20 protein-coding genes and 1 tRNA gene are annotated in these 22,181 nt (G+C 71.2%); 5 read left to right on the forward strand and 16 right to left on the reverse strand.

The window, feature by feature from the left end:
- Both D7223_RS20970 and D7223_RS20975 read right to left on the reverse strand, forming a co-directional pair.
- Nucleotides 1–1,020 carry a carbohydrate ABC transporter permease gene (locus D7223_RS20970; protein WP_120730108.1) on the reverse strand — a complete coding sequence of 340 codons (1,020 nt, stop codon included), beginning with the start codon at nucleotides 1,018–1,020 and terminating at the stop codon, nucleotides 1–3.
- Nucleotides 1,021–1,127: 107 nt separating this feature from the next.
- Nucleotides 1,128–2,429, reverse strand: a complete 1,302-nt coding sequence (locus D7223_RS20975; protein ID WP_120730109.1) for an extracellular solute-binding protein — start codon at nucleotides 2,427–2,429, stop codon at nucleotides 1,128–1,130.
- 350 nt (nucleotides 2,430–2,779) lie between these two features.
- Between D7223_RS20975 and D7223_RS20980 the strand changes: the two genes are divergently transcribed.
- On the forward strand, nucleotides 2,780–3,865 hold the full coding sequence (locus D7223_RS20980) for a LacI family DNA-binding transcriptional regulator (protein WP_186832277.1): 1,086 nt from the start codon (nucleotides 2,780–2,782) through the stop codon (nucleotides 3,863–3,865).
- A gap of 876 nt (nucleotides 3,866–4,741) precedes the next feature.
- Nucleotides 4,742–6,376: a glycoside hydrolase family 13 protein gene (locus D7223_RS20985; protein ID WP_120730111.1), complete on the forward strand. Its 1,635-nt coding sequence runs from the start codon at nucleotides 4,742–4,744 to the stop codon at nucleotides 6,374–6,376.
- 149 nt (nucleotides 6,377–6,525) lie between these two features.
- Here D7223_RS20985 and D7223_RS20990 read toward each other — a convergent pair whose 3' ends face one another.
- The 6 genes from D7223_RS20990 to D7223_RS21015 are packed head-to-tail and all read right to left on the reverse strand — an operon-like array spanning nucleotide 6,526 to nucleotide 11,032.
- Complete coding sequence (locus tag D7223_RS20990) at nucleotides 6,526–6,963, reverse strand: hypothetical protein (RefSeq protein ID WP_120730112.1); 438 nt, start codon at nucleotides 6,961–6,963, stop codon at nucleotides 6,526–6,528.
- 7 nt (nucleotides 6,964–6,970) lie between these two features.
- Complete coding sequence (locus tag D7223_RS20995) at nucleotides 6,971–7,408, reverse strand: GntR family transcriptional regulator (RefSeq protein WP_120730113.1); 438 nt, start codon at nucleotides 7,406–7,408, stop codon at nucleotides 6,971–6,973.
- Nucleotides 7,405–8,328, reverse strand: a complete 924-nt coding sequence (locus D7223_RS21000; RefSeq protein ID WP_120730114.1) for a YihY/virulence factor BrkB family protein — start codon at nucleotides 8,326–8,328, stop codon at nucleotides 7,405–7,407. The genes D7223_RS20995 and D7223_RS21000 overlap by 4 nt, the downstream gene beginning before the upstream one ends.
- A 34-nt stretch (nucleotides 8,329–8,362) precedes the next feature.
- Complete coding sequence (locus D7223_RS21005; protein WP_420330335.1) at nucleotides 8,363–8,923, reverse strand: 2'-5' RNA ligase family protein; 561 nt, start codon at nucleotides 8,921–8,923, stop codon at nucleotides 8,363–8,365.
- Nucleotides 8,924–8,959: 36 nt separating this feature from the next.
- Nucleotides 8,960–9,985, reverse strand: coding sequence for a tryptophan--tRNA ligase (gene trpS, locus D7223_RS21010; protein ID WP_120730116.1), 1,026 nt, complete (start codon nucleotides 9,983–9,985; stop codon nucleotides 8,960–8,962).
- A 33-nt stretch (nucleotides 9,986–10,018) separates the two neighbouring features.
- Nucleotides 10,019–11,032, reverse strand: coding sequence for a hemolysin family protein (locus tag D7223_RS21015; RefSeq protein WP_120730117.1), 1,014 nt, complete (start codon nucleotides 11,030–11,032; stop codon nucleotides 10,019–10,021).
- Between the two features lie 134 nt (nucleotides 11,033–11,166).
- Here D7223_RS21015 and galE point away from each other — a divergent pair, with 134 nt between their 5' ends.
- Nucleotides 11,167–12,189 carry a UDP-glucose 4-epimerase GalE gene (galE, locus tag D7223_RS21020; RefSeq protein ID WP_120730118.1) on the forward strand — a complete coding sequence of 341 codons (1,023 nt, stop codon included), beginning with the start codon at nucleotides 11,167–11,169 and terminating at the stop codon, nucleotides 12,187–12,189.
- A complete protein-coding gene (galK, locus tag D7223_RS21025; protein ID WP_120730119.1) occupies nucleotides 12,186–13,370 on the forward strand; it encodes a galactokinase in 1,185 nt (394 codons plus the stop codon). The genes galE and galK overlap by 4 nt, the downstream gene beginning before the upstream one ends.
- 225 nt (nucleotides 13,371–13,595) lie before the next feature.
- Here galK and cysN read toward each other — a convergent pair whose 3' ends face one another.
- The 8 genes from cysN to D7223_RS21065 all read right to left on the reverse strand — a co-directional run bounded on the left by cysN (nucleotide 13,596) and on the right by D7223_RS21065 (nucleotide 21,322).
- The gene (gene cysN / locus D7223_RS21030) at nucleotides 13,596–14,891 is read right to left on the reverse strand and encodes a sulfate adenylyltransferase subunit CysN (RefSeq protein ID WP_120730120.1); all 1,296 of its coding nucleotides are present in this window, start codon (nucleotides 14,889–14,891) and stop codon (nucleotides 13,596–13,598) included.
- On the reverse strand, nucleotides 14,891–15,802 hold the full coding sequence (gene cysD / locus D7223_RS21035; protein ID WP_120730121.1) for a sulfate adenylyltransferase subunit CysD: 912 nt from the start codon (nucleotides 15,800–15,802) through the stop codon (nucleotides 14,891–14,893). Before cysD ends, cysN begins: the two co-directional genes overlap by 1 nt.
- 69 nt (nucleotides 15,803–15,871) lie before the next feature.
- Complete coding sequence (locus D7223_RS21040; protein ID WP_120730122.1) at nucleotides 15,872–16,684, reverse strand: 3'(2'),5'-bisphosphate nucleotidase CysQ; 813 nt, start codon at nucleotides 16,682–16,684, stop codon at nucleotides 15,872–15,874.
- A 111-nt stretch (nucleotides 16,685–16,795) separates the two neighbouring features.
- Nucleotides 16,796–17,386, reverse strand: a complete 591-nt coding sequence (pth, locus tag D7223_RS21045; RefSeq protein ID WP_120730123.1) for an aminoacyl-tRNA hydrolase — start codon at nucleotides 17,384–17,386, stop codon at nucleotides 16,796–16,798.
- 147 nt (nucleotides 17,387–17,533) lie between these two features.
- Nucleotides 17,534–18,229, reverse strand: coding sequence for a 50S ribosomal protein L25/general stress protein Ctc (locus tag D7223_RS21050; protein ID WP_120730124.1), 696 nt, complete (start codon nucleotides 18,227–18,229; stop codon nucleotides 17,534–17,536).
- A gap of 343 nt (nucleotides 18,230–18,572) precedes the next feature.
- A complete protein-coding gene (locus D7223_RS21055) occupies nucleotides 18,573–19,553 on the reverse strand; it encodes a ribose-phosphate diphosphokinase (protein ID WP_120730125.1) in 981 nt (326 codons plus the stop codon).
- 57 nt (nucleotides 19,554–19,610) lie between these two features.
- On the reverse strand, nucleotides 19,611–21,146 hold the full coding sequence (gene glmU, locus D7223_RS21060; protein WP_120730126.1) for a bifunctional UDP-N-acetylglucosamine diphosphorylase/glucosamine-1-phosphate N-acetyltransferase GlmU: 1,536 nt from the start codon (nucleotides 21,144–21,146) through the stop codon (nucleotides 19,611–19,613).
- 104 nt (nucleotides 21,147–21,250) lie between these two features.
- Nucleotides 21,251–21,322 (reverse strand) — tRNA-Gln (locus tag D7223_RS21065).
- Nucleotides 21,323–21,496: 174 nt separating this feature from the next.
- Here D7223_RS21065 and D7223_RS21070 point away from each other — a divergent pair.
- Nucleotides 21,497–22,180, forward strand: coding sequence for a TetR/AcrR family transcriptional regulator (locus D7223_RS21070; protein WP_120730204.1), 684 nt, complete (start codon nucleotides 21,497–21,499; stop codon nucleotides 22,178–22,180).
- Nucleotide 22,181: the final 1 nt, after the last annotated feature.

The raw sequence follows: 22,181 nt of genomic DNA on the forward strand, positions 1-22,181 counted from the left end.
TCACCACACCTCGCCTTGCTTGCGCAGCAGCCGCCGGTAGAACACCGAGAACACCAGCAGGATCGACAGGATCAGCACGCCGTAGGTGGAGGCGAGCGAGTAGTTGCGGATGCCCTCGAAGGCGGCCTTGAACGCGCCCGTCACCAGGATCTCGGTCTCCCCGGCCGGCTGTCCCTCGGTCACCAGGAAGATGATCGGGAACATGTTGAACGTCCAGATCGTGCCGAGCAGGATCACCGTCATGCTGACCGGGCGCAGGCCCGGCAGGGTGATGTTGCGGAACCGCTGCCACGCCGACGCGCCGTCGATCTCGGCCGCCTCGTACAGCTCGCCGGGAATCGTCTGCATGCCGCCGAGCAGGGCGACCATCATGAACGGCACGCCGAGCCAGATGTTGGTGATGATGGCGGTGAACAGTGACGTCCACTGGTTGGCGAACCAGTCGACCGGGTCGATGCCGAACGAGGTGAGCAGCGAGTTCGCCAGGCCGAAGCGCTCGTTGAAGATGAACTTCCAGGCGAAGGCGCTGACGAAGGCCGGCACCGCCCAGGGCAGCACCAGCAGCACCCGGTAGAGGCCACGGCCCCACATCGGGCGGTTGAGCATGACGGCCAGGCCGAGACCGAGGCCGTAGTGGAACACGACGCACGCGACGGTCCAGATCAACGTGATGCCGGTCCACTGCCAGAACTGGCCGACGTTGCCGGAGAGCACGTTTATGTAGTTGTCGAGGCCGACGAACCGCCACGCGTTGTCGTTCGTCTCGCACACCTCGGCGCCGGTGATCGACTTGAAGCAGGTCTCCGCGGCCTGGTTGGCCTCGGTGAGGTTGGTCAGGGAGATCCAGATCCCGCGGAACAGCGGGTAGAAGATCAGCACCGCCAGGACGATGACGACGGGCAGGACCATGGCCCAGGCGTACCAGTGCTTGTCCCAGCTGCGGCGCAGCCGGGAGGTGCGAGCGGGGCGGCGGCCGGACGGCACGGACGGTGGCGCCGGCTCGGCTGTCACAGTGGTCATCAGCTGTGCTCCAGGGAGAGATCCGGCAGGGCCGCGAACCCGAAGGTCACGCGACCCTGCCGGATGCCGAAGGTGTGCGCCGGCCGCTGCCAGCGCCAGCGGTCAGGTCAGAGCCCGTAGGACGGGACGACCTCGGCCTTGTACTTCTTGGCGACCTCGTCGAGCGCGGCCTTCGGGTCCTTGTTCTGGATGATGACCTCGGTGGCCATCTGGTCCAGCGGGCCGAAGAACTGGCCGGCCTCGGGGATCCACGGGCGGCCGATGCCGGCCTCGACGACGGGCTGGTACGCCGCGACGATCGGGTTGTTCTTGACCGAGTCGAGCTCGTAGGCCGACTTGCGGGTCGGCAGCAGGCCCAGCTTCTCCGACAGGAACGCCTGGGACTCGGCGGAGCTCATGAACTTCACGAACGCGATGGCCGCGTCGACCTTCTCCTGCGGCATGCCGGACCAGATCGTGTAGTTGTGGCCGCCGACCGGGCCACCGGCCTTGGCGGAACCACCCGGCACCGGGGCGATGCCCAGGTTGTCCAGGCCACCGAAGGCGGGAGCGGTCTTGACGTTGTTGACCTCCCACGGGCCGTTGATGACCATGGCGACCTTGTTCTCCTTGAAGAGGGTCATCATGGTGCCGTAGGAGTCGTTGGCGGACGGCTTGGCGGCCGCACCGCTGGCGATCAGGTCCTTGGCGATCTTCAGCCCGGCGACGTTCTGCTCCGAGTTGATGGTGATCTTCTTGGACTCGGTGTCGATCAGGTCGCCACCCTCGCCGTACATGAACGGCAGCATGAAGTAGCCGGCCGGGTTGATGTAGACACCCTCGGCGCCGGTCTTCTGCTTGATGGTCTGCGAGACCGTCTTCAGCTCGGCCCAGGTCTTGGGCGGCGCGCTGATGCCGGCCTTGGTGAGCAGGTCCTTGTTGTACATGAGCGACAGGGTGTCGGTCACCTGCGGGACGCCGTAGGTCTTGCCGTCGAACTTGTTCGAGGCGAGCGGGGTCTCCAGGAAGTCCGACTCGTCGCTGAGCAGCTCGGAGCCGTCCAGCGCGTAGAGGTGACCGAGGGAGGCGAACTCCGGCACCCAGGCCACCTCGGCCCGCAGGATGTCCGGCGCGCCCGTCTTGGCCTGCGCGGCGGTCTTGAACTTGTTCTGCGCCTCACCGAACGGGACCGACTGGTAGTTGATCTTGACGTTCGGGTAGGTCTGGTTGAACTTGGTGATCAGCTCCTGGAACGCCGGACCCTCGTTCTTCGGGTCGGACGTGTCCCACCAGGTGAGTTCGGCGTTGAGAGCTGCGGGATCCGCCTTCGGCGTCTCCTCCGTGGCCTTGTCCTCCCCGCCACAGGCGGTGAGGGCGAGAGCAAGGGTGGTGGAGGCGAGTACGGCGATCCCCTTGGCTGTGCGACGCATGTTCGCTCCTAGATTGCCTGCCGGGTATCGGCGCGACGGTAGCAAGAAGTTTCGGGATTAGAAACCCCTTGCGAACGCGCTTGCAACAACCGAGCCCGTCTTGTCATCTGACAATCCCTCGCATGGTGCCTTTGGGACAAATTACCGGGCGGCGACGTGGCCAACATCCCACCACGGTGATCGCGTTGAGACCGTACGTCACCTGCGCGTCCCCAGCCGGAGCGACGCGATGGGCGAAATCTGCCGGTCCCCCACCAGCCGGCCGAGCGGTTCGACGATCATGACTGCTCGAATCTGCAAGAACTTGCCGAGCACTGCGCAAGAACTACTCAGTGAGCTACAGTGCCGCCATGCGCGCTCGACTGTCCGACATCGCCCAGCAGGCCGAAGTCAGCGAGGCCACGGTGTCGCGGGTGCTCAACGACCGCCCGGGCGTGGCCCCGGAGACCCGGCAGGCCGTGCTGACCGCCCTCGACGTGCTCGGCTACGAGCGCCCCGCGCGGCTGCGCAAGCGCAGCGCCGGTCTGGTGGGCCTGGTCGTTCCGGAACTGGACAACCCGATCTTCCCGGCGTTCGCCCAGATCATCGAGTCGGCGCTGGCGCCGACCGGTTTCACACCGGTGCTGTGCACCCAGACCCCGGGCGGGGTCCGCGAGGACGAGTACGTCGAGATGCTGCTCGACCGCCAGGTCTCCGGCATCGTGTTCGTCTCCGGCCTGCACGCCGACACGGCCGCCGACCACGACCGCTACCGCGCACTGCTCGCCCGCCCGCTGCCGGTCGTCATGATCAATGGGTACGCCCCGGGCATCCCCGCGCCGTTCGTCTCCTGCGACGACCGGGAGGCCGCCGAACTCGCCGTCGCCCACCTGGTCGCCCTCGGGCACCGCCGGATCGGCCTGATCACCGGTCCGGACCGGTTCGTGCCGGTGCAGCGCAAGGTCGGCGGCTACCTGGGGGCGATGAAGCGGCTCACCGACGTGACCGACGCCGAACTCTCCGAGCTGACCGAGCTGTCCCTGTTCGGTGTGGAGGGCGGCGAGGCCGCCGCGGCACGGCTGCTCGACCGGGGCGTCACCGGGATCGTGTGCGGTTCCGACCTGATGGCCCTCGGCGCGATCCGGGCCGCCCGGCAGCGCGGCCTCTCCGTACCGGCCGACCTGTCGGTGGTCGGCTACGACGACTCGCCACTGATGGCCTTCACCGACCCGCCGCTGACCACCATGCGCCAGCCGGTGGCGGCGATGGCGGTGGCCGCGGTACGCGCCCTGGTCGACGAGATCAACGGCCACGCCTCCCCGCACTCGGAATACCTGTTCCGGCCGGAACTGGTGGTCCGGGGCTCCACCGCGGTGGCCCGGCAGGTCCCCGCCCCGGGCGACGCCGGCCCGGCCCGGCCGCGCTCCGCACCGTCGGCGCTCGCCGTCTCCGCCTGACCCACCGCCCGCGCCCTGCGCGCTCACGCCTTGGGCCCTCCGCCTTGCGCGCCCCCCGCCTTGCGCGCCCTGCACACCCCACCGGCCTTGCGCGCACCGCACCCCCCGCCTTGCGCGCCCCGCGCACACCCCGCCTTGCCCGCCCGGTGCCCTCCACCTGTGCGCCCGCCGCCCTCATCCCTGCGCGCCCTGCACACCCTCCCCGCCTTGCGCGCCCCGCTGCCATCCCTCCGCGCCCTGTAGTCAGCGCAGCTCCCATCGGTTCGGACACCTGCGGCGCACTTTCGAGCTGAGCCATTAACGACATCAGGCCGCACCCAGCGCCGTCGGACCGCGCGTCCGCTTGGCCGTCAGCCGCGCCAGCGCGGCCACCGCCCGACGTCGGCCGCGCTACAACCACCACCCCCGATGGCATACCCACCACAACCCGCCCCGGCTCGCCACACCCCCGCCCTAGCTCGCACCACAACCGCCACACCCCGGCACACCCGGGCCGGCACCGCAGGCACCACCTGGCACCGCACGCACCACCCGGCACCCCACCCCACGCACCATCCGGCACCGCGCGCACATCCGGCACCGTGCACACCAGCCGGCACCGCAGGCACCACCCCGGCGCACGGCCGGTGCCGCGTCTCAAGATCGACATTGCGTTGCCGGAGGGCGATCCATCCCCGACATCAGCTCGAAAGCGCCCGAACCGCGGGGTGTCGGCCCGGCAACGTACCAACGGGTAGCGTGACGACTGTCATTTCTTGCGCAAGAACTGCTTGACTCTTGCAGCACGTGAGCGGCATTCTTCTCTGACACCCGCGTGCCACCACCCGGGCCGCGCCGAGTGCCGCTGTCCCGAGCCACAGAACGGGGAAGTCTCCGATGACCGCCAGCAATTCCACGCCGCTGACCTCCGACGACGACTGGTGGCGCTCCGCGGTCGTCTACCAGGTCTACGTGCGCAGCTTCGCCGACTCGAACGGCGACGGCATCGGTGACCTCCAGGGCATCCGGGAACGACTGCCGTACCTGCGCGACCTCGGGGTCGACGCGCTCTGGCTGACCCCCTTCTACACCTCACCGATGGTCGACGGCGGCTACGACGTGGCCGACTACCGCGACGTCGACCCGATGTTCGGCAACCTCACCGACTTCGACAACATGATCACCGACGCGCACGCGCTGGGCCTGCGGATCATCGTCGACCTGGTGCCGAACCACACCTCCGACGCGCACCCCTGGTTCCAGGCCGCGCTGGCCGCCGCGCCCGGCTCGACCGAGCGGGCGCGCTACCTCTTCGCCGAAGGCAGGGGCGACGACGGCACCGAGCCGCCGAACGACTGGGAGAGCATCTTCGGCGGCCCGGCCTGGACGCGGCTGCCGGACGGCCAGTGGTACCTGCACCTGTTCGACCCGGCCCAGCCGGACCTGAACTGGCGCAACCCGGAGGTACGCGCCGAGTTCGAGGACGTGCTGCGCTTCTGGCTGGACCGGGGCGTGGACGGGTTCCGGATCGACGTGGCCCACGGGATGATCAAGGCTGAGGGCCTGCCCGACGTCGGCTTCAGCACGATGACCACCGGGCAGCGCCAGGTGGAGCTGCTCGGCAAGGGTCGGCTCCCCTACTTCGACCAGGACGAGGTGCACGAGATCTACCGCGCCTGGCGGCCGATCCTGGACAGCTACCCCGGTGGCCGGATGGCGGTGGCCGAGGCGTGGGCGGAGACGCCGCAGCGACTGGCCCGTTACATCGGTCCCGACGAGTTGCAGCAGGCTTTCAGCTTCGACTTCCTCGACGCCACCTGGTCGGCCGACTCCTTCCGCAAGGTCATCGACACGGCGTTGGCCGAGTCGACCATCGTGGGTGCCCCGACCACCTGGGTGCTGTCCAACCACGACAAGCAGCGGCACGTCACCCGCTACGGCGACGGGGCCGAGGGGCTGCGCCGCGCCCGCGCCGCCTCCCTGCTGATGCTGGCCCTGCCCGGCTGCGCGTACCTGTACCAGGGCGAGGAACTGGGCCTGCCCGAGGTGCTGGACCTGCCCGACGAGATGCGGCAGGACCCGCAGTTCCTGCGCACCGGCGAGAGCCGGGACGGCTGCCGGGTGCCGATCCCATGGAGCGGCGAGCTGTCCCCGTACGGCTTCGGTCCGGACGGCAGCGAGCTGAGCTGGCTTCCGGCCCCGGCGACCTGGCGTGCCCTCTCGGTGGCCGCCCAGGCGGGCGTGCCCGGCTCGACGCTGGAGCTGTACCGCGCGGCGCTGGCGGTGCGCCGCAGTCACCCGGCGCTGTCCACCGGCGCGTCCGGGGTCGTCTGGCTGGAGACCGGGCCCGGGGTGCTCGCGTTCAGCCGTAACGCCGGCGAGGCGGTGCTGACCTGCGTGGTCAACATCAGCGGCGCGCCGGCCCTGATCGACGGGTACGGCGAACCGGTCGTCGCCAGCGAGGCGCTCACCGCGCAGGGCTCCGGCCATCTGCTCGGCGTCGACGCCGCCGCCTGGTTCGAACGCCACTGAGCGGGTAACCCGTCATCGACCTGGTCGTCCGTTGTGCTCCGCGCCGACGGGCGGCTGGGCAACCGACCCCTTGTGGTGGGGGGTGAGGTGGCGCCGGCGCCTCGCGGAGACGACTCCGCGAGGCGCCGGCGGTCCATCTCGGCCGCAGGTCAGCTCGTTCCGCCGGTCAGCCTCGCCGCGATCCGGCCGAAGCCGGCGCGCAGCTCCGCCTCGGTGGGCGGGGGAAGCGGCTCGGGCTGGTCCTCTGCCGCCGCCTCCAACTCGTCGTCGATCGTGTCCTCGAAGTCGCCGTAGAGATCCGCGTCGTCGACCTGGGCCACCTCGTCCTCGGCGGCGATCTGGGCGGCGGCGATCTCACTACGGATCTCCTCCGTCGACACCGCCGGCAGCAGCGGCTCGACCACCGCCATCAACTGTTCCTCGGCGACGACGGTCTCGGCCAGGGCGAGGGCGTGCTGTCGCTCGTACGGGCCGCAGACCACGGGTTCCCACTCCTCGGTGTCACCGAGCGGGCCGAAGGTGATGATCCACGGCAGGCCGAGCATCGGTGAGTCTTCCGGCAGGTCGAGTGTCACGAGAGCGCCCACGCGCTCATCATGGTCCCCCGGCGGGGCGGCGTGGGGCCGCTTCGGCGTGATTGTGGTGATCGACTCCGGCTTCCAGCGCGGCACGTACCAGATCCAGTGCCGCGTCCGCCGGCACGCCGAGCCGGGCCGCCTGCGCCGCGTAGTCGACCGCCGCCCGGTGCAGCCGGTCCCGCGCGTCGTCCCGGCCGGGCGCGACGAAGGTGCCGTGCCGGCCGCGCGTCTCCAGCAGGCCGGCCGCCTCCAGCTCCCGGTAGGCCCGGGCCACCGTGTTCACCGCCAGGTCGAGGTCCGCGGCGAGCCGCCGTACCGGAGGCAGCCGGGTGCCGACCGGCAGCCGCCCGTCCCCCACCTGGGCGGCGAGCTGCGCGCGCACCTGCTCGTACGGCGCCACCGACGAGCCCGGGTCGACCGTGAGTCGCACGGTTCCCCCCTTCCCGCCGGTCATCCGGCTCCACCCGGGGTGCCCGGGTCGGTGTCGACGTCCAGGTCGGCCGGCCGGGGCTTCTCCGCCAGGTCGACCACCCGGCCCCGGCGGCTGGTCGCCGCGAGCGCCGCGCCGAAGAGCACCAGCTGGTTCAGCAGGTACAGGTAGAGCAGCAGTCCGACCGCGCCGGCCACGACGGTGTACGCGGGGTTCCGCTCGGTGCGCACCACGTAGTAACGCCCGACCGTGTTGAGCAGCGTGATCCCGATCGCCACGAAGAGCACCACCGGGCGCAGCCGGGCCCGGCTCATCCGCAGCCGGGGCACCGCCACCAGCAGCAGGGTGGCGAGCACCGCGTTGACCAGCACGCTGAGCACCGCGCTGACCGTGGTCAGGCCGACCGAGCCGGTGCTGCGCAGCAGGAAACGCAGCAGCGACTCCAGGGTGTCCACCGCGGCCACCGAGAGGCCGAGCAGGACGAACACGACGAGCAGCACGCCGAGGTCGACCAGCCGCCGGATCACCAGATTGCCGGGCTGCTGGTTGAGCCCGAACATGAGGCGCTGCGAGGAGCGGATCGCCTCCACCCAGCCGATCCCGGTGAACACCAGGATGATCAGGCCGATGATGCCGACGGTGCCGCTGCTCTCGTTGATCTGCACCGGGTCCAGGAACGGCAGGTTCTCCCGCAGGAAACCGGCCGCCGCACCTCTGACCTCGGCGTTGCTCTCCAGGACCGCGCCGAACACCCAGTAGCCGACCAGCGCCAACGCGAAGACCGCGAAGAACCCGTAGTAGGCGATGGCCGCCGCCAGCCGGCCGCCCAGCACGTCGTTGTAGAGCACGCCGGCCCGCCACACGTGGTCGAAACCGGCGGAGCGGCGGCGCGCCACGCCGATCCGCCGTTCCATGCCCGCCTCGATGCGGCCCAACGCGTTCACGCCGTCATCCTCGCCGATTCCGACCCGGTGCGGGTCAGCCGCCGAGCCGGAAGTCCCGGCGCGGCTGCCACCGGGTGGCGCCGCTGTGCGAGAACAGGGTGAACGAGTCCACCTCGAACATCGCCGAGAAATCGGCCAGGTCCTCGTACGCCTTGTCCAGTGCCTCCGGTGCGACGTCCTGCGCCACCGTGACGTGCGGGTGGTACGGGAAGCGGGTCTCCCGGCGCAGCTCGGGCGCGGCGCTGATCGCGGCCGCCAGCAGCTCGCACTCGCTGATCCCGGCGGCGACCGTCACGAAGACCACCTGGGTCACCGGCCGGAAGGTGCCGGTGCCCCGCAGGTGCAGGGTGAACGGCAGGTGGGTGGCGGCGACCCGGCCCAGGTGCCGTTCCACCGCCGGCAGCGTGGACACCGGAATCTCGGTCGGCCCGAGCAGTGTCACGTGCGCCTGCACGGTCTGCGGGTCGCCCGCCTCGTAGCGGCGCCGGGTCAGGTAGCCGCCCCACGGCTCGGGGACGTCGACGGCGATGCCGATCTGGATGGTGTCGCCGGACGTCACCGCCGTCCCGTCCGCACCATCCACGCTGCCCGCCACACCCTTCGCCACCGACCCGCCACCCCCGCCCCGGTGCTATTCGCCGCGCACCGGCAGGAAGAAGCCCACCCGCTCGTACGCGGTGCGCAGCGTCGGACCGGCGACCGCGCGAGCCTTCTCGGCGCCGGCGGCGAGCAGCTTGTCCAACTGCGCCGGGTCGTCGAGGTAGGCGCGGGTGCGCTCCTGGACCGGGGTGACGAACTCCCGCACCACCTCGCCGAGGTCCTTCTTGAGGTCGCCGTAGCCCTTGCCGGCGTACGCGTTGACCAGGTCGTCGATGCTCCGCTCGGCGAGTGCCGAGTAGATCGTCAGCAGGTTGGAGACGCCGGGCTTGGTCTCGGTGTCGAAGACGATCTCGCGGCCGGTGTCGGTGACCGCCGAGCGGATCTTCTTGGCCGAGCGGGCCGGGTCCTCCAGCAGGTTCACGATGCCGGCCGGCGACGACGAGGACTTGGACATCTTGGCGGTCGGGTCCTGCAGGTCGGTGATCTTCGCGGTGTCCTTGACGATGTGCGGGGCGGGCACCGTGAAGGTCGCCCCGAACATCGTGTTGAAGCGCTGCGCGAGGTCGCGGGACAGCTCCAGGTGCTGGCGCTGGTCCTCGCCGACCGGCACCGCGTTCGCCTGGTAGAGCAGGATGTCGGCGGCCTGGAGGATCGGGTAGGTGAACAGGCCCACGCTGGACCGCTCGTTGCCGTGCTTCTGCGACTTGTCCTTGAACTGCACCATCCGGCCGGCCTCGCCGAAGCCGGTGATGCAGGACAGGATCCAGGCGAGCTGGGCGTGCTCGGGCACCTGGGACTGCACGAACAGCGTGCAGCGCTCCGGGTCGAGACCGACGGCGAGCAGCTGCGCGGCGGCGGTCCGGGACCGCTGACGCAGCGACGCGGCATCGTGCCCGGCGGTGATCGCGTGCTGGTCGACGACGCAGTAGAAGGCGTCGTGGGTCTCCTGCAACGCCACCCAGTGCCGCACCGCGCCCAGGTAGTTGCCGAGGTGGAACGAGTCGGCCGTCGGCTGGATGCCGGAGAACGTACGGGGGCGGGCGGGCGCGTCGGACATGCCGGCAATTCTGTCAGCAACTCCCCCCGTACGTCATGACGGGCCGGCGGGTCGGGCGGAGCCGGCGGCGGCCGGCACGGTCGCCTCACGCCGTTGTTCCGGTGGCCGCCCGGCGGAGACCGCGAGCCGGGCCACCCGGCGGCCCTCCAGCTCCACCACGCGCAGCAGCCATCCGCCCGGCTCGGGCGGGTCGTCGCCGGACGGCTCGACGGTCACCGGCACCTCGTCGCCGGCCACCGGGAGCCGGCCCAGCGACGCCATCACGAAGCCGCCGACCGTCTCGTACGGGCCGGCCGGCAGCGGCACACCGGTGCGCTCGGCGAAGTCGGCGAGGTTGAGCCGGCCGTCGACCACCGCGGGCAGGCCGGCGTGCACCGGGTCGGGGGCGGTGTCGTACTCGTCGTGGATCTCCCCGATCAGCTCCTCGATCAGGTCCTCCAGCGTGACGATGCCGGCGGTGCCGCCGTACTCGTCGACGACGACCGCGAGGTGGTGGCGTTCCCGGCGCATCTCGCTGAGCGCGGCGAGCACCCGCTTGCTGCCGGGCAGCTGCTTGACCTCCCGGGTCAGCTCCCGGATGGTGGTGCACGGGTCCAGGTCGGGTCGCAGCAGCACGTCGCGCAGGTGCACGAACCCGACCACGTCGTCGTGGGTGCCGTCCACCACCGGGTAGCGGGTGTGTGTCTCCGCCCGGACCAGGCGTTCGGCCTCGGCGATGGTGCTGCCGGCGGCGAGGAACACGACCTCGGTGCGCGGCATCATCACCTCGCGGACCAGCTTCGCGCCCGCCTCCAGCACCTCGTCGATGATCCGGCGTTCCACCGGGTCCAGGACGGTGTTGGCGGCGACCAGGTCACGCAGCTCGTCCTCGCTGATCCGCTCCCGGCCGGCCGTCGGACTGGCCCCGAGCAGGTCGGTGACCAGGCGGGTCGCGCCGTCGGCGGCCCGGACCACGATCCGGGCGACGCCCCGGGCGAACGGACCCGGTGCGCGGCGGGGCTGCCCCCGCGACCGCCGCCGGGGCCCGGGACCACCCGCTTCCCGCATGACAAGGATGGTAGACAGCGCGCACCGTCCTCGGGCACTATGTTCGGCTCTGTTTAATCGTGAGAGTTTATGGTGGAATGGCGCCGGGGTGACGTAACGCGCCGCCACACCCCCGGCCTTAGGGTGATCACCACATGGTCGCGACGGAGGCGGCCAGGCAGGAGGAGACCGACGTGAAACTGCTCGTCACCGGTGGTGCCGGCTTCATCGGCAGCGTGGTGACCCGGATGCTGCTCGACGCCGGACACCAGGTCGTCGTCCTGGACGACCTGCGCACCGGTCACCGGCCGGCACTCGCTCCCGAGGCGACCCACGTCGAGGCCTCCATCCACGAAGCCGCCCGGGTCCTCACGCCGGACGCCGGCTTCGACGGCGTCCTGCACTTCGCCGCCCTGATCGCCGCCGGGGAGTCGATGGTCCGACCGGAGCTCTACTGGCACAACAACACCGTCGGCTCGCTCGCGCTGCTCGACGCGGTCCGCGCCGCCGGGGTGCCCCGGCTGGTCTTCTCCTCCACCGCCGCCGTCTACGGCAACCCCACCGAGCTGCCCATCCCGGAGACCGCGGTCAAGGCCCCCACCAACACGTACGGCGCCACCAAGCTCGCCGTCGACATGGCGCTCACCTCCGAGGCGATCGGGCACGGTCTGGCCGCCGTGTCCCTGCGCTACTTCAACGTGGCCGGCGCTCACCTCGACGGCGACATCGCGCTCGGCGAACGACACGACCCGGAGACCCACCTCATCCCCATCGCGCTGGAGGTGGCCGCCGGCCGGCGGGAGAAGCTTCAACTCTTCGGCGACGACTACCCCACCGTGGACGGCACCTGCGTCCGCGACTACATCCACGTCGCCGACCTGGCCCGCGCCCACCTGCTCGCCCTCGACGCCGCCACGCCCGGCCAGCACCGCATCTACAACCTGGGCAACGGCAACGGCTTCACCAACCGGCAGGTCGCCGACGTGGTCCGCGAGGTCACCGGCCACCCGGTCCCGGTCGAGGTGGCACCCCGCCGGGAGGGTGACCCGGCCGAGCTGGTCGCCTCGTCCCGGTTGGCCCGTGAGGAGCTGGGCTGGGTACCGCAGAAGCCGACCCTGCACGACATGGTCGGTGACGCCTGGGCGTTCTACCGCACCCACGTGCTGGCGGACCGGTGACCGGCCACCCCGCCGGTCGGGCGGCGACGGACGTCGCGGAGCGCGCCACCGCCGGCTTCCGTCAGGAGTACGCCGCCGAGCCCGCCGGCCGCTGGGCCGCTCCCGGCCGGGCCAATCTGATCGGCGAGCACACCGACTACAACGACGGGTTCGTGCTGCCCTTCGCGCTGTCCCTGCGGACCGTGGTCGCCGCCGCGCCGCAGCCCGGCCGGACGTGGACGGTCTGGTCGGAGCTGTCCGGCGAGACGGTCACCTTCGGCGCCGAGGACGTCACCGAGCCGGGCCGGGTAACCGACTGGGCCGCGTACGTGGCCGGGGTGGTGTGGGCGCTGCGCGACGCCGGGCACGACGTCGGAGGCGCCCGGCTGGCGATCGCCTCCGACGTGCCGCTGGGCTCCGGGCTGTCCTCCTCGGCCGCCCTGGAGGCGGCCGTGCTGGCCGCCCTGGTCGACCTCGGCGACCTCGACCTGCCGGTGGAGAAGCAGCCCCGACTCGCCCAACGGGCGGAGAACGTCTACGTCGGCGCACCGACCGGGATCATGGACCAGTCCGCGGTGATCCGCTGCCGGGAGGGGCACGCCCTCTTCCTCGACTGCCGGGACGAGTCGGTCGAGCAGATCCCCTTCGACCCGGCCGCCGCCGGGCTGACCGTGCTGGTCGTGGACAGCCGCGCCCCGCACCGGCACGCCGACGGCGAGTACGCGGCCCGCCGCCGCTCCTGCGAGCAGGCCGCCGCCCAGCTCGGCGTACCGGCCCTGCGGGACATCGACGTGACCGGCCTGGACGACGCGCTGGCCCGCCTCGACGACCCGGAGACCCGCCGCCGGGTCCGTCACGTGGTCACCGAGGACCAGCGCGTCCTGGACACGGTGGCGCTGCTGCGCGCCGGCCGGGTGCGCGAGATCGGCCCCCTGCTGACCGCCTCGCACGCCTCCATGCGCGACGACTTCGAGATCACCGTCCCGGAGATCGACACCGCGGTCGAGGCCGCGCTCGCCGCCGGCGCGCTCGGCGCCCGGATGACCGGCGGCGGCTTCGGCGGCTGCGTCCTCGCACTGGTCGAGGCCGACCGCGCGGACGCCGTCGCGGACGCGGTCACCGCCGCGTACGCCGAGCGCGGCTTCACCGCCCCCACCCACGTCACCGTCCAACCCGCCCCCGGCGCCACCCGCCTGCGGTGAAAGGAAGGGCCCCTTATTAACGCCTGGCGTAGAGGAAGGGCCCCCTTTTAACAACGCCACTCGCGGCGCGCGAGCGCGCACGGCGCGAGCGCGCACGCGGGCATGATCGTGCTGGAACATGGAAGTAGTGGCCTCGCATCGAGCGCGGGGCCACTACTTCATGGATCGAGCGTGATCATGGGGCGCGCACGGCACGGTACGGCGCACGCGGCACCCCCGCGACGGTCAGGCGGCTTCGACGATCATGCCGGCGCCGACCGTACGGTTGGTGGACTCGTCGATGATGACGAAGCCGCCCGTCGTGCGGTTGCGGCGGTACTCGTCGGCGAGTAGCGGGACGGTGGTGCGCAGCCGTACCCGGCCGATCTCGTTGAGCTTCAACTCGCCGGCCGACTCGTCGCGGTGCAGCGAGTTGATGTCCAGCCGGTAGTGCAGGGCACGCACGATCGTCCGCGCCGAGCGGGTGGTGTGCTTGATGGCGTACCGGCCGCCGACCTGCAACGGCCGCGTCTCGTCCATCCAGCAGACCATCGCCTCGATGTCCTGGGCGACGGTGGGGGCGTTGTTCGGACGGCAGATCAGGTCGCCCCGGGAGATGTCGATCTCGTCTTCCAGGCGTACCGTCACCGACATCGGCGGGAACGCCTCCGTGACCGGCCCGTCGGCGGTCTCCACCGCGGCGATCCGGCTGGTGAAGCCGGACGGCAGCACCATCACCTCGTCGCCCGGCTTGAGCACGCCGGAGGCGACCTGACCGGCGTAACCCCGGTAGTCGGTGACGGTGGTCGACTGCGGCCGGATCACGTACTGCACCGGGAACCGGACGTCGACCAGGTTCCGGTCGCTGGCGATGTGCACCCGCTCCAGATGGTGCAGCAGGGACGGCCCGTCGTACCAGGGCATGTTCTCCGAGCGGGAAACGATGTTGTCGCCCCGCAGCGCCGAGACCGGCACCACGGTCAGGTCCGGCGCGTCGAGCTTCGCGGCGAACGCGGTGAACTCGTCGGCGATCCGCTCGAAGACCTCCTGGGACCAGTCGACCAGGTCCATCTTGTTGACGCAGAGGACCAGGTGCGGCACCCGCAGCAGCGAGCAGAGGAACGCATGCCGGCGGGACTGCTCGACCAGCCCCTTGCGGGCGTCGACCAGGATCAGCGCCAGGTCGGCCGTGGACGCCCCGGTGACCATGTTCCGGGTGTACTGGGTGTGCCCCGGGGTGTCGGCGATGATGAACTTCCGCCGGGGGGTGGCGAAGTAGCGGTACGCCACGTCGATCGTGATGCCCTGCTCCCGCTCGGCCCGCAGGCCGTCGGTGAGCAGCGCCAGGTTGGTGTATTCGTCGCCACGGGCCGCGCTGACCGCCTCCACGGCGGCGAGCTGGTCGGTGAAGAGCGACTTGGTGTCGTAGAGCAGGCGGCCGATCAGGGTCGACTTGCCGTCGTCGACGCTGCCGGCGGTCGCGAAGCGCAGCAGGTCCATCGGCCGGGCCGGAGCCTCCGGCGGGAGGATCTCGGTGGTCATCAGAAGTAGCCCTCCCGCTTGCGGTCCTCCATGGCGGCCTCGCTGACCCGGTCGTCACCGCGGGTCGCGCCGCGCTCGGTGATCCGGGTGGCGGCGACCTCCTCGATGACCTTCTCGACCGTGTCCGCGTCGGAGCGGACGGCGGCCGTGCAGGAGGCGTCGCCGACCGTCCGGTAGCGCACCTGGGCCTTGAACCGTTCCTCGCCGGCCCGGGGGTGGAAGAACTCGTTGACCGCGTACAGCATTCCGTCGCGCTCGATCACCTCGCGCTCGTGCGCGTAGTAGATCGACGGCAGGGCGATCCGCTCCCGGGCGATGTAGTGCCACACGTCCAGCTCGGTCCAGTTCGACAGCGGGAACACCCGGATCGACTCGCCCGGGTGGTGCCGGCCGTTGTAGAGCGACCACAGCTCGGGCCGCTGGTTCTTCGGGTCCCACTGGCCGAACTCGTCGCGGAAGCTGAACACCCGCTCCTTGGCCCGGGCCTTCTCCTCGTCCCGCCGGGCGCCGCCGAAGAGCGCGTCGAAGCGGTGCTTCTCCACCGCGTCGAGCAGCACCGGCGTCTGGATCCGGTTGCGGGTGCCGTCCGCCGCCTCGCGGACCAGCCCGGCGGCCAGCGCCTCCGGGACGCTCGCCACGACCAGTTGCAGGCCCAGCTCGGCCACCCGCTGGTCCCGGTATTCCAGCACCTCGGGGAAGTTGTGCCCGGTGTCCACGTGCATCACCGGGAAGGGGATGTTCGCCGGGGCGAACGCCTTCTGGGCCAGCCGCAGCATCACGATCGAGTCCTTGCCGCCGGAGAAGAGCAGCACCGGCCGCTCCATCTCGGCGACCACCTCGCGCATCACGAAGATGCTCTCGGCCTCCAGCGCGTCGAGGTGCGACACCTGGTAGGCGGCGGGCGAGGTCATGACACCGGCTCGATTCGCAGGCTCATTTCCAGACCTTTCCGGTCGGGCATGTGAAGAACAGCGCTCAGGCTACCCGGAATGCTTCTGCAACGCCGCAAGCAACCGACTGGCGAGATCCTTGCGGCAGACCAGCAGATCCGGTAGACGCGGATCCGTCTCGTTGTATTTCAGCGCAGAACCGTCGATCCGGGAAGCGTGCAGTCCGGTGGCCGTCGCCACAGCCACCGGCGCCGCCGAGTCCCACTCGTACTGGCCGCCGGCGTGGATGTACGCGTCCACCTCGCCGGTGACCACCGCGGCGATCTTCGCGCCGGCCGACCCCATCGGCACCAGGTGCGCGCCCACGTCGTCGGCCAGGTCGGTCAGGAACGCCGGCGGTCGGCTCCGGCTCGCCGCCAGGCGGATCGTCCGTACGCCGCTGGCGGTCGCCGCCTCGACGGTCATCGGCGGGTACGCCGGCGGGTAGTCGGTCCCCAGCACCCGGTGCTGCGCCGGCAGGCCCACCGCCCCGGCGGTCAGCCCGTGCGGGCTCGGCGCGTTGCGCGCCCACAGCGCCACGTGCACCGCCCAGTCGGAGCGGCCCTCCTCGGAGAACTCCCGGGTGCCGTCCAGCGGGTCGATGATCCACACCCGGTCGGCACCCAGCCGGGACACCGATCCGGCCGCCCGCGACCCCTCGTCCTCCTCGGAGAGGACGGCGTCACCCGGCCGCCACGTCGCCAGCTCGGTCCGGATCAGGTCGTGCGAGGCCTGGTCACCCGCCGCCTTCAACGCCGCGGCGTCGGCGAACCCCATCTCGGTACGCAGATCGAGCAGCGCCTGCCCGGCCCGGGTCGCCAGCCAGCGGGCGAACGCCCCATCGATGGTCGGAGGACTGCCCATGCACCTGCTCCCGTCGCCAACTGAACGGCGCCACGCGCCAAGGGCGCAGACTACCGGCAGTCGGCCCGGTACCGACCCCCCGGGCCGACCGGATCCACCGCCCGGGACGGTTCAGGAGCCGTGGTACAGGTTCTGCGTGGGCTCCACGCCCCTGGTGACCACCGACTCCACCACATCCGCCGCCCGATCCACCAGGAACTCCAGTTCCTTGCGCTCCGCCGTGCCGAAATCCGACAGTACGTAGTCCGCCGGATCCTGTCGCCCCGGCGGCCGACCGATCCCGAACCTCACCCGCACGTACTCCTTCGTGCCCAGCGACTTCGTCATCGACCGCAGCCCGTTGTGGCCGCCCTCGCCGCCGCCGCACTTCACCCGCAGCTGCCCGTACGCGATGTCCAGCTCGTCGTGCACCGCGACGACCCGGCCCGAGGGCACCTTCCAGAACTGGGCCAGCCCGGCCACCGGCCCGCCCGAGAGGTTCATGTAGGTCAGCGGCTTCACCAGCACCAGTTTCGGCCCGCCGAAGCCGAGCCGGCCCTCGGCCACCTCCGCCACCGCACGCTTGTGCCGGCCGAAGGTGGCGCCGATCCGACGCGCCAGCAGGTCGGCCACCATGAACCCCACGTTGTGCCGGTTGTTGGCGTACTCCCGGCCCGGGTTGCCCAGGCCGACCACCAGCCACGGCCCCGTCTCGTCCGTCACCGCCCGTCCCCTCCGCTCTGCCCCGCGGACCCTCCGGCCCGTCCCTGGTCGTCACTCCCGGCGGGCCGGGGCCACCCCGCGGCCCACCGATACGCCGACAGGCGCCCCCGGAACCGGGGACGCCTGTCGCGAAACGCTGCGGACCGATCAGGCCTCGGTCTTCGCCTCGGTGTTCTCCTCGCCCGCGGCGGCCGGAGCGTCGGCGCCCTCGGAGCCCTCGGTCTCCTCGCCGACCTCGGCCTCGGCCTCCTCGGTGGCCGACTCGACCTCGGGCAGGGTGGCCTCGAGCTGCTCGGCGGTCGGCGCGGCGGTCACCGAGGCGACCGTCTGCTCCGAGTCGGCGGCCAGCTCGACACCGGCCGGCAGCTCCACGTCGGCGGCGGTGACCGTGGAACCGGCCTCCAGGCCCGCGATCGAGGCCTCCAGGTGGTCCGGGACCTTGGTGGCGTCGGCGGTGACCGACAGGGTGTCGTGGTCGTGCACGATCAGGGTGTCCCGCGCGGCCTCACCGGTCAGCTGGACCGGAACGTCGACGGTGACCTTCTCGCCCCGACGGACCAGGATCAGGTCCACGTGCTCGAAGGTGTCCTTGATCGGGTCACGCTGGATCGCCTTCGGCAGCGCCAGCGCCTGGGTGCCGTCACTGACCTCGATCGCGAAGAGCTGGTTCGCGCCGCCCTTGCGGATCGCGGCCGCGAACTCGCGGGCCGGGAGCGCGATGTGCTTGGGCTTCTCGCCGTGGCCGTAAAGCACGGCGGGCACCTTGCCGGCCCGGCGGGTACGGCGGGCACCACCCTTGCCGAACTCGGTGCGGGGCTCGGCGCTGATCTTTACCTCGGACACGGGGAAACTCCTGATGCTTTCGCTGCGGCGGCTTGTCGTCTGGCGGTGCTGGGGCGAGGGGCTCGCTGGGGCTCATGCGTTCTGAACGAATGCCCGGAGCACCGCGTCGATGACGGCGCCTCCGTGCGGTGCTTTTCAGCGGCCCGCCGGGCACCCTCGCCGTGGCAACCGCACCAGTCTACCCGAGCCGATTCCCGGGTCTCCGGCAGTACCCACCATCGCCGTTCGGCTTTACGGGTGGGGCGAAAACCGACGCCGGCCGGGGGCGCGTCACCCGCCCCCGGCCGTCGCCCCGCCCTCGGCTCGGACGGTGTCCCGTCCTCAGTTCAGGCAGTGTCCGTCCTCAGCTCAGGCCGCCGAAGAGCGTGGTCACCGACCCGTCGTCGAACACCTCGCGGATCACCCGGGCCAGCAGCGGCGCGATCGACAGCACGGTCAGCTTGTCCAACTGCTTCTCCGGCGGCAGCGGCAGCGTGTTGGTCACCACGACCTCGGTGATCGGGCTGTTCTTCAGCCGCTCGGTCGCCGGGTCGGACAGCAGCGCGTGGGTGGACGCCACGATGATCTCCGAAGCGCCGGACTCCTTGAGGATGTCGGCGGCCTTGGTGATCGTCCCACCGGTGTCGATCATGTCGTCGACGATCAGGCAGACCCGGCCCTCGACCTCACCGACCACCCGGTTGGCGACCACCTGGTTCGGCTTCAGCGGGTCCCGCGTCTTGTGGATGAACGCCAGCGGACAGCCGCCCAGCCGGTCCGTCCAGCGCTCGGCCACCCGCACCCGACCCGAGTCCGGCGCGACCACCGTCATCGGCCGGCCGGCGTACTTGTGCTCCACGTACTCGGCCAGGATGTCCATCGCGAACAGGTGGTCCACCGGCCCGTCGAAGAAACCCTGGATCTGCGCGGTGTGCAGGTCCACGGTGAGGATCCGGTTCGCGCCGGCCGTCTTCAACAGGTCCGCGATCAGCCGCGCCGAGATCGGCTCCCGGCCGCGGTGCTTCTTGTCCTGCCGGGCGTACGGGTAGAACGGCAGGACGACGGTGATCCGTTTGGCCGAACCGCGCTTCAACGCGTCGACCATGATCAGGGTCTCCATGACCCAGGTGTTGACGCCGTGCGTGACCGACTGCACCACGAAGGCGTCCGAACCACGTACCGAGTCCTTGAACCGTACGAAGATCTCGCCGTTGGCGAACTCGTACGCGTCGGCGGGAGTCGGCGCGACGCCGAGCACCTCACCGATCTCCTTGGCCAACTCCGGGAAACCACGCCCGGAGAAGAGCATCAGGCTCTTGCGGTTTTCGGCGACGATGCTGCCCATGGGCCCGTCTGCTCCCGTTGGTCGGTGGTACCCGGCACGGTGGTGGTGGGCCGGGGACTAGTCGGTTGCAGTATCCCTCGCGCCGGCCGTCGGGCCCACCGCCTCGGTGTCCCCGTGGATTGCCTCACCTTCACTTGCCGTCGACCCGGAATTCGGCGCACCCTCGGCGGTCCGGCGGGCCCGCTCGGCGGCCTCGGCGGCGGCGGTACCGGCCCGCCGCTTGAGCACCCAGCCCTCGATGTTGCGCTGCCGTGCCCGGGCCACGCCCATCGCGCCCGCCGGCACGTTCTCGTGAATCACCGAACCGGCGGCCGTGTACGCCCCGTCGCCCACTTCGACCGGCGCGACGAACATGTTGTCCGCGCCGGTCCGGGCGTGGCTGCCGATCACCGTCCGGTGCTTCTTGACACCGTCGTAGTTCACGAACACCGATGCCGCGCCGATGTTGCTCTGCTCGCCGATCGTCGCGTCGCCCACGTACGTCAGGTGCGGCACCTTCGAGCCGGCGCCGATCTCCGAGTTCTTCACCTCCACGAACGTGCCGACCTTCGCCTTCTCGGCCAGTCGCGCCGCCGGCCGCAGGTACGCGTACGGGCCGACGCTCGCGTTCGGGCCGACCTCCGCGCCCACCGCGTGGCTGCGTACGACGGTCGCGCCGGGCCCGACGATCGTGTCGACCAGCGTCACGTCCGGTCCGACCAGCGCGCCGGTGCCGACCACCGTGCCGCCGCGGAGCTGGGTGTTCTGGTCGACCACGGCGTCCCGGTCCAGTGCCACGGTGACGTCGATCCAGGTGGTGTCGGGGTCGAGCAGGCTCACCCCGGAGCGCATCCAGGCCTCGTTGACCCGGTCCCGCATCAGCCGGCGCAGCGCCGCCAGCTCCACCCGGTCGTTGCAGCCCAACGTCTCCACGTGGTCCGCCGCCACGTGCACGCCGACCGGCTCGCCGGCCGACCCCAGCAGGCCGAAGACGTCGGTCAGGTATTCCTCGCCCTGGTCGTTGTCGGTGGACAGCTTGCCCAGCGCGTCCCGCAGCCGGCTCACGTCGAACGCGTAGATCCCGGCGTTGATCTCCCGGATCGCCCGCTGCGCCTCGGTGGCGTCGCGCTGCTCGACGATCTGCTCCAGCCGGCCGTCGGCGTCCCGCACGATCCGGCCCAGGCCGGTCGGGTCGGGCACCTCGGCCGCCAGCACGGTCGCCGCCGAGCCGGCGGACTCGTGAGCCCGCACCAGCGCGGCCACCGTCTCCGGGCGCAGCAGCGGCACGTCGCCGTTGAGCACCACCAGCGTGCCGCTCGCGTCCGGCACCGCGTCCAGCGCGATGCGGACCGCGTGGCCGGTGCCGAGCTGCTCGGCCTGGAGCACCGGCGTGGCATCGGGGGCGATCTCGGCGAGGTGGCTCCGCACCTGGTCGGCGCCGTGGCCGACCACGACCACCGTGCGGTCCGCGGCCAGCGGCGCGGCGGCGGTCAGCACGTGACCGACGAGGGTACGACCGAGCAGGGGGTGCAGCACCTTGGGCAGGGCCGACTTCATCCGCTTGCCCTCACCGGCGGCGAGCACGACAACGGTGCGGAGGTGGGGCTGGGACACGACGTGGGCTCCCGTCGGGACGGCGACAGTCTCGCGGCCATGCTAACCACGCAACTGGTCACACCGGTCCGTACCCCACGAAGCAAGTCGGACATTTGGCGCAGCTCGGCCGCCAGGGTTCGAACCTGAAATACGGGTACCAAAGACCCGGGTGTTGCCAATTACACCACGGCCGAAGGATCGTCAACAGCTTAGCGCCTACCCGCCGACACGACGAAGCCCATTGACCGCCGCCCCATCGAGGCAGCGCGGGAAAGCGGAGCCTCGGCCGGGAGGTTACCTGGCAGTATGGCCGGGTGACCGGCAAGATCCCACGACAGGGCGTCCCCGCGCCCCGGCAGGGTGGCGACATGGTGGACGGAACCGGCGACCAGAGCACGCCCCGCCGACGGCGGACGGTCGCGGCGGCGGCCAAGCCCTCCCGCGTACGCATGTCCGCCACGCAGCGTCGGGAGCAGCTGATCTCGATCGCCCGGCAGATCTTCGCCGAGCGCGGCTTCGACGCGACCTCGATCGAGGAGGTGGCGGCCCGCGCCAAGGTGTCCAAGCCGGTGGTGTACGAACACTTCGGCGGCAAGGAGGGCCTGTACGCGGTCGTGGTCGACCGGGAGGTCCGCAGCCTGCTGGACCGGGTCACCACCGCGTTGACCGCCGGACATCCCCGCGAGCTGCTGGAGCAGGCCGCGCTGACCCTGCTGACCTACATCGAGGAGGAGACCAGCGGTTTCCGGGTGTTGGTGCGCGAGTCGCCGCTGATGTCGGCGACGGGCAACTTCAGCAGCGTGATGAACGACGTGGCGCACCAGGTGGAGCACATCCTGGGCGCCGAGTTCTCCAGCCGGGGGTACGACCCGAAACTGGCGGAGCTGTACTCGCAGGCGCTGGTGGGGATGGTGGCGTTGACCGGCCGGTGGTGGCTGGAGGTCCGCAAGCCGCGCAAGGAGACGGTCGCGGCGCACCTGGTCAACCTGGCCTGGAACGGTTTGTCGCACCTGGAGGCGAAGCCGGGCCTGATCACCGTCCGGGGGCGGTGAC

It is taken from the genome of Micromonospora endolithica, assembly GCF_003626595.1.
In the GTDB taxonomy this organism is placed as follows: Bacteria; Actinomycetota; Actinomycetes; order Mycobacteriales; family Micromonosporaceae; genus Micromonospora; species Micromonospora endolithica.

Coding starts and splice junctions, on each gene's coding strand:
- D7223_RS20970 (WP_120730108.1), bottom strand. CDS start 1,020: ATGACCACTGTGACAGCCGAGCCGGCGCCACCGTCCGTGCCGTCCGGC.
- D7223_RS20975 (WP_120730109.1), bottom strand. CDS start 2,429: ATGCGTCGCACAGCCAAGGGGATCGCCGTACTCGCCTCCACCACCCTT.
- D7223_RS20980 (WP_186832277.1), top strand. CDS start 2,780: ATGCGCGCTCGACTGTCCGACATCGCCCAGCAGGCCGAAGTCAGCGAG.
- D7223_RS20985 (WP_120730111.1), top strand. CDS start 4,742: ATGACCGCCAGCAATTCCACGCCGCTGACCTCCGACGACGACTGGTGG.
- D7223_RS20995 (WP_120730113.1), bottom strand. CDS start 7,408: ATGACCGGCGGGAAGGGGGGAACCGTGCGACTCACGGTCGACCCGGGC.
- trpS (WP_120730116.1), bottom strand. CDS start 9,985: ATGTCCGACGCGCCCGCCCGCCCCCGTACGTTCTCCGGCATCCAGCCG.
- D7223_RS21015 (WP_120730117.1), bottom strand. CDS start 11,032: ATGCGGGAAGCGGGTGGTCCCGGGCCCCGGCGGCGGTCGCGGGGGCAG.
- galE (WP_120730118.1), top strand. CDS start 11,167: ATGGTCGCGACGGAGGCGGCCAGGCAGGAGGAGACCGACGTGAAACTG.
- cysN (WP_120730120.1), bottom strand. CDS start 14,891: ATGACCACCGAGATCCTCCCGCCGGAGGCTCCGGCCCGGCCGATGGAC.
- cysD (WP_120730121.1), bottom strand. CDS start 15,802: ATGACCTCGCCCGCCGCCTACCAGGTGTCGCACCTCGACGCGCTGGAG.
- D7223_RS21040 (WP_120730122.1), bottom strand. CDS start 16,684: ATGGGCAGTCCTCCGACCATCGATGGGGCGTTCGCCCGCTGGCTGGCG.
- D7223_RS21055 (WP_120730125.1), bottom strand. CDS start 19,553: ATGGGCAGCATCGTCGCCGAAAACCGCAAGAGCCTGATGCTCTTCTCC.
- D7223_RS21070 (WP_120730204.1), top strand. CDS start 21,497: ATGGTGGACGGAACCGGCGACCAGAGCACGCCCCGCCGACGGCGGACG.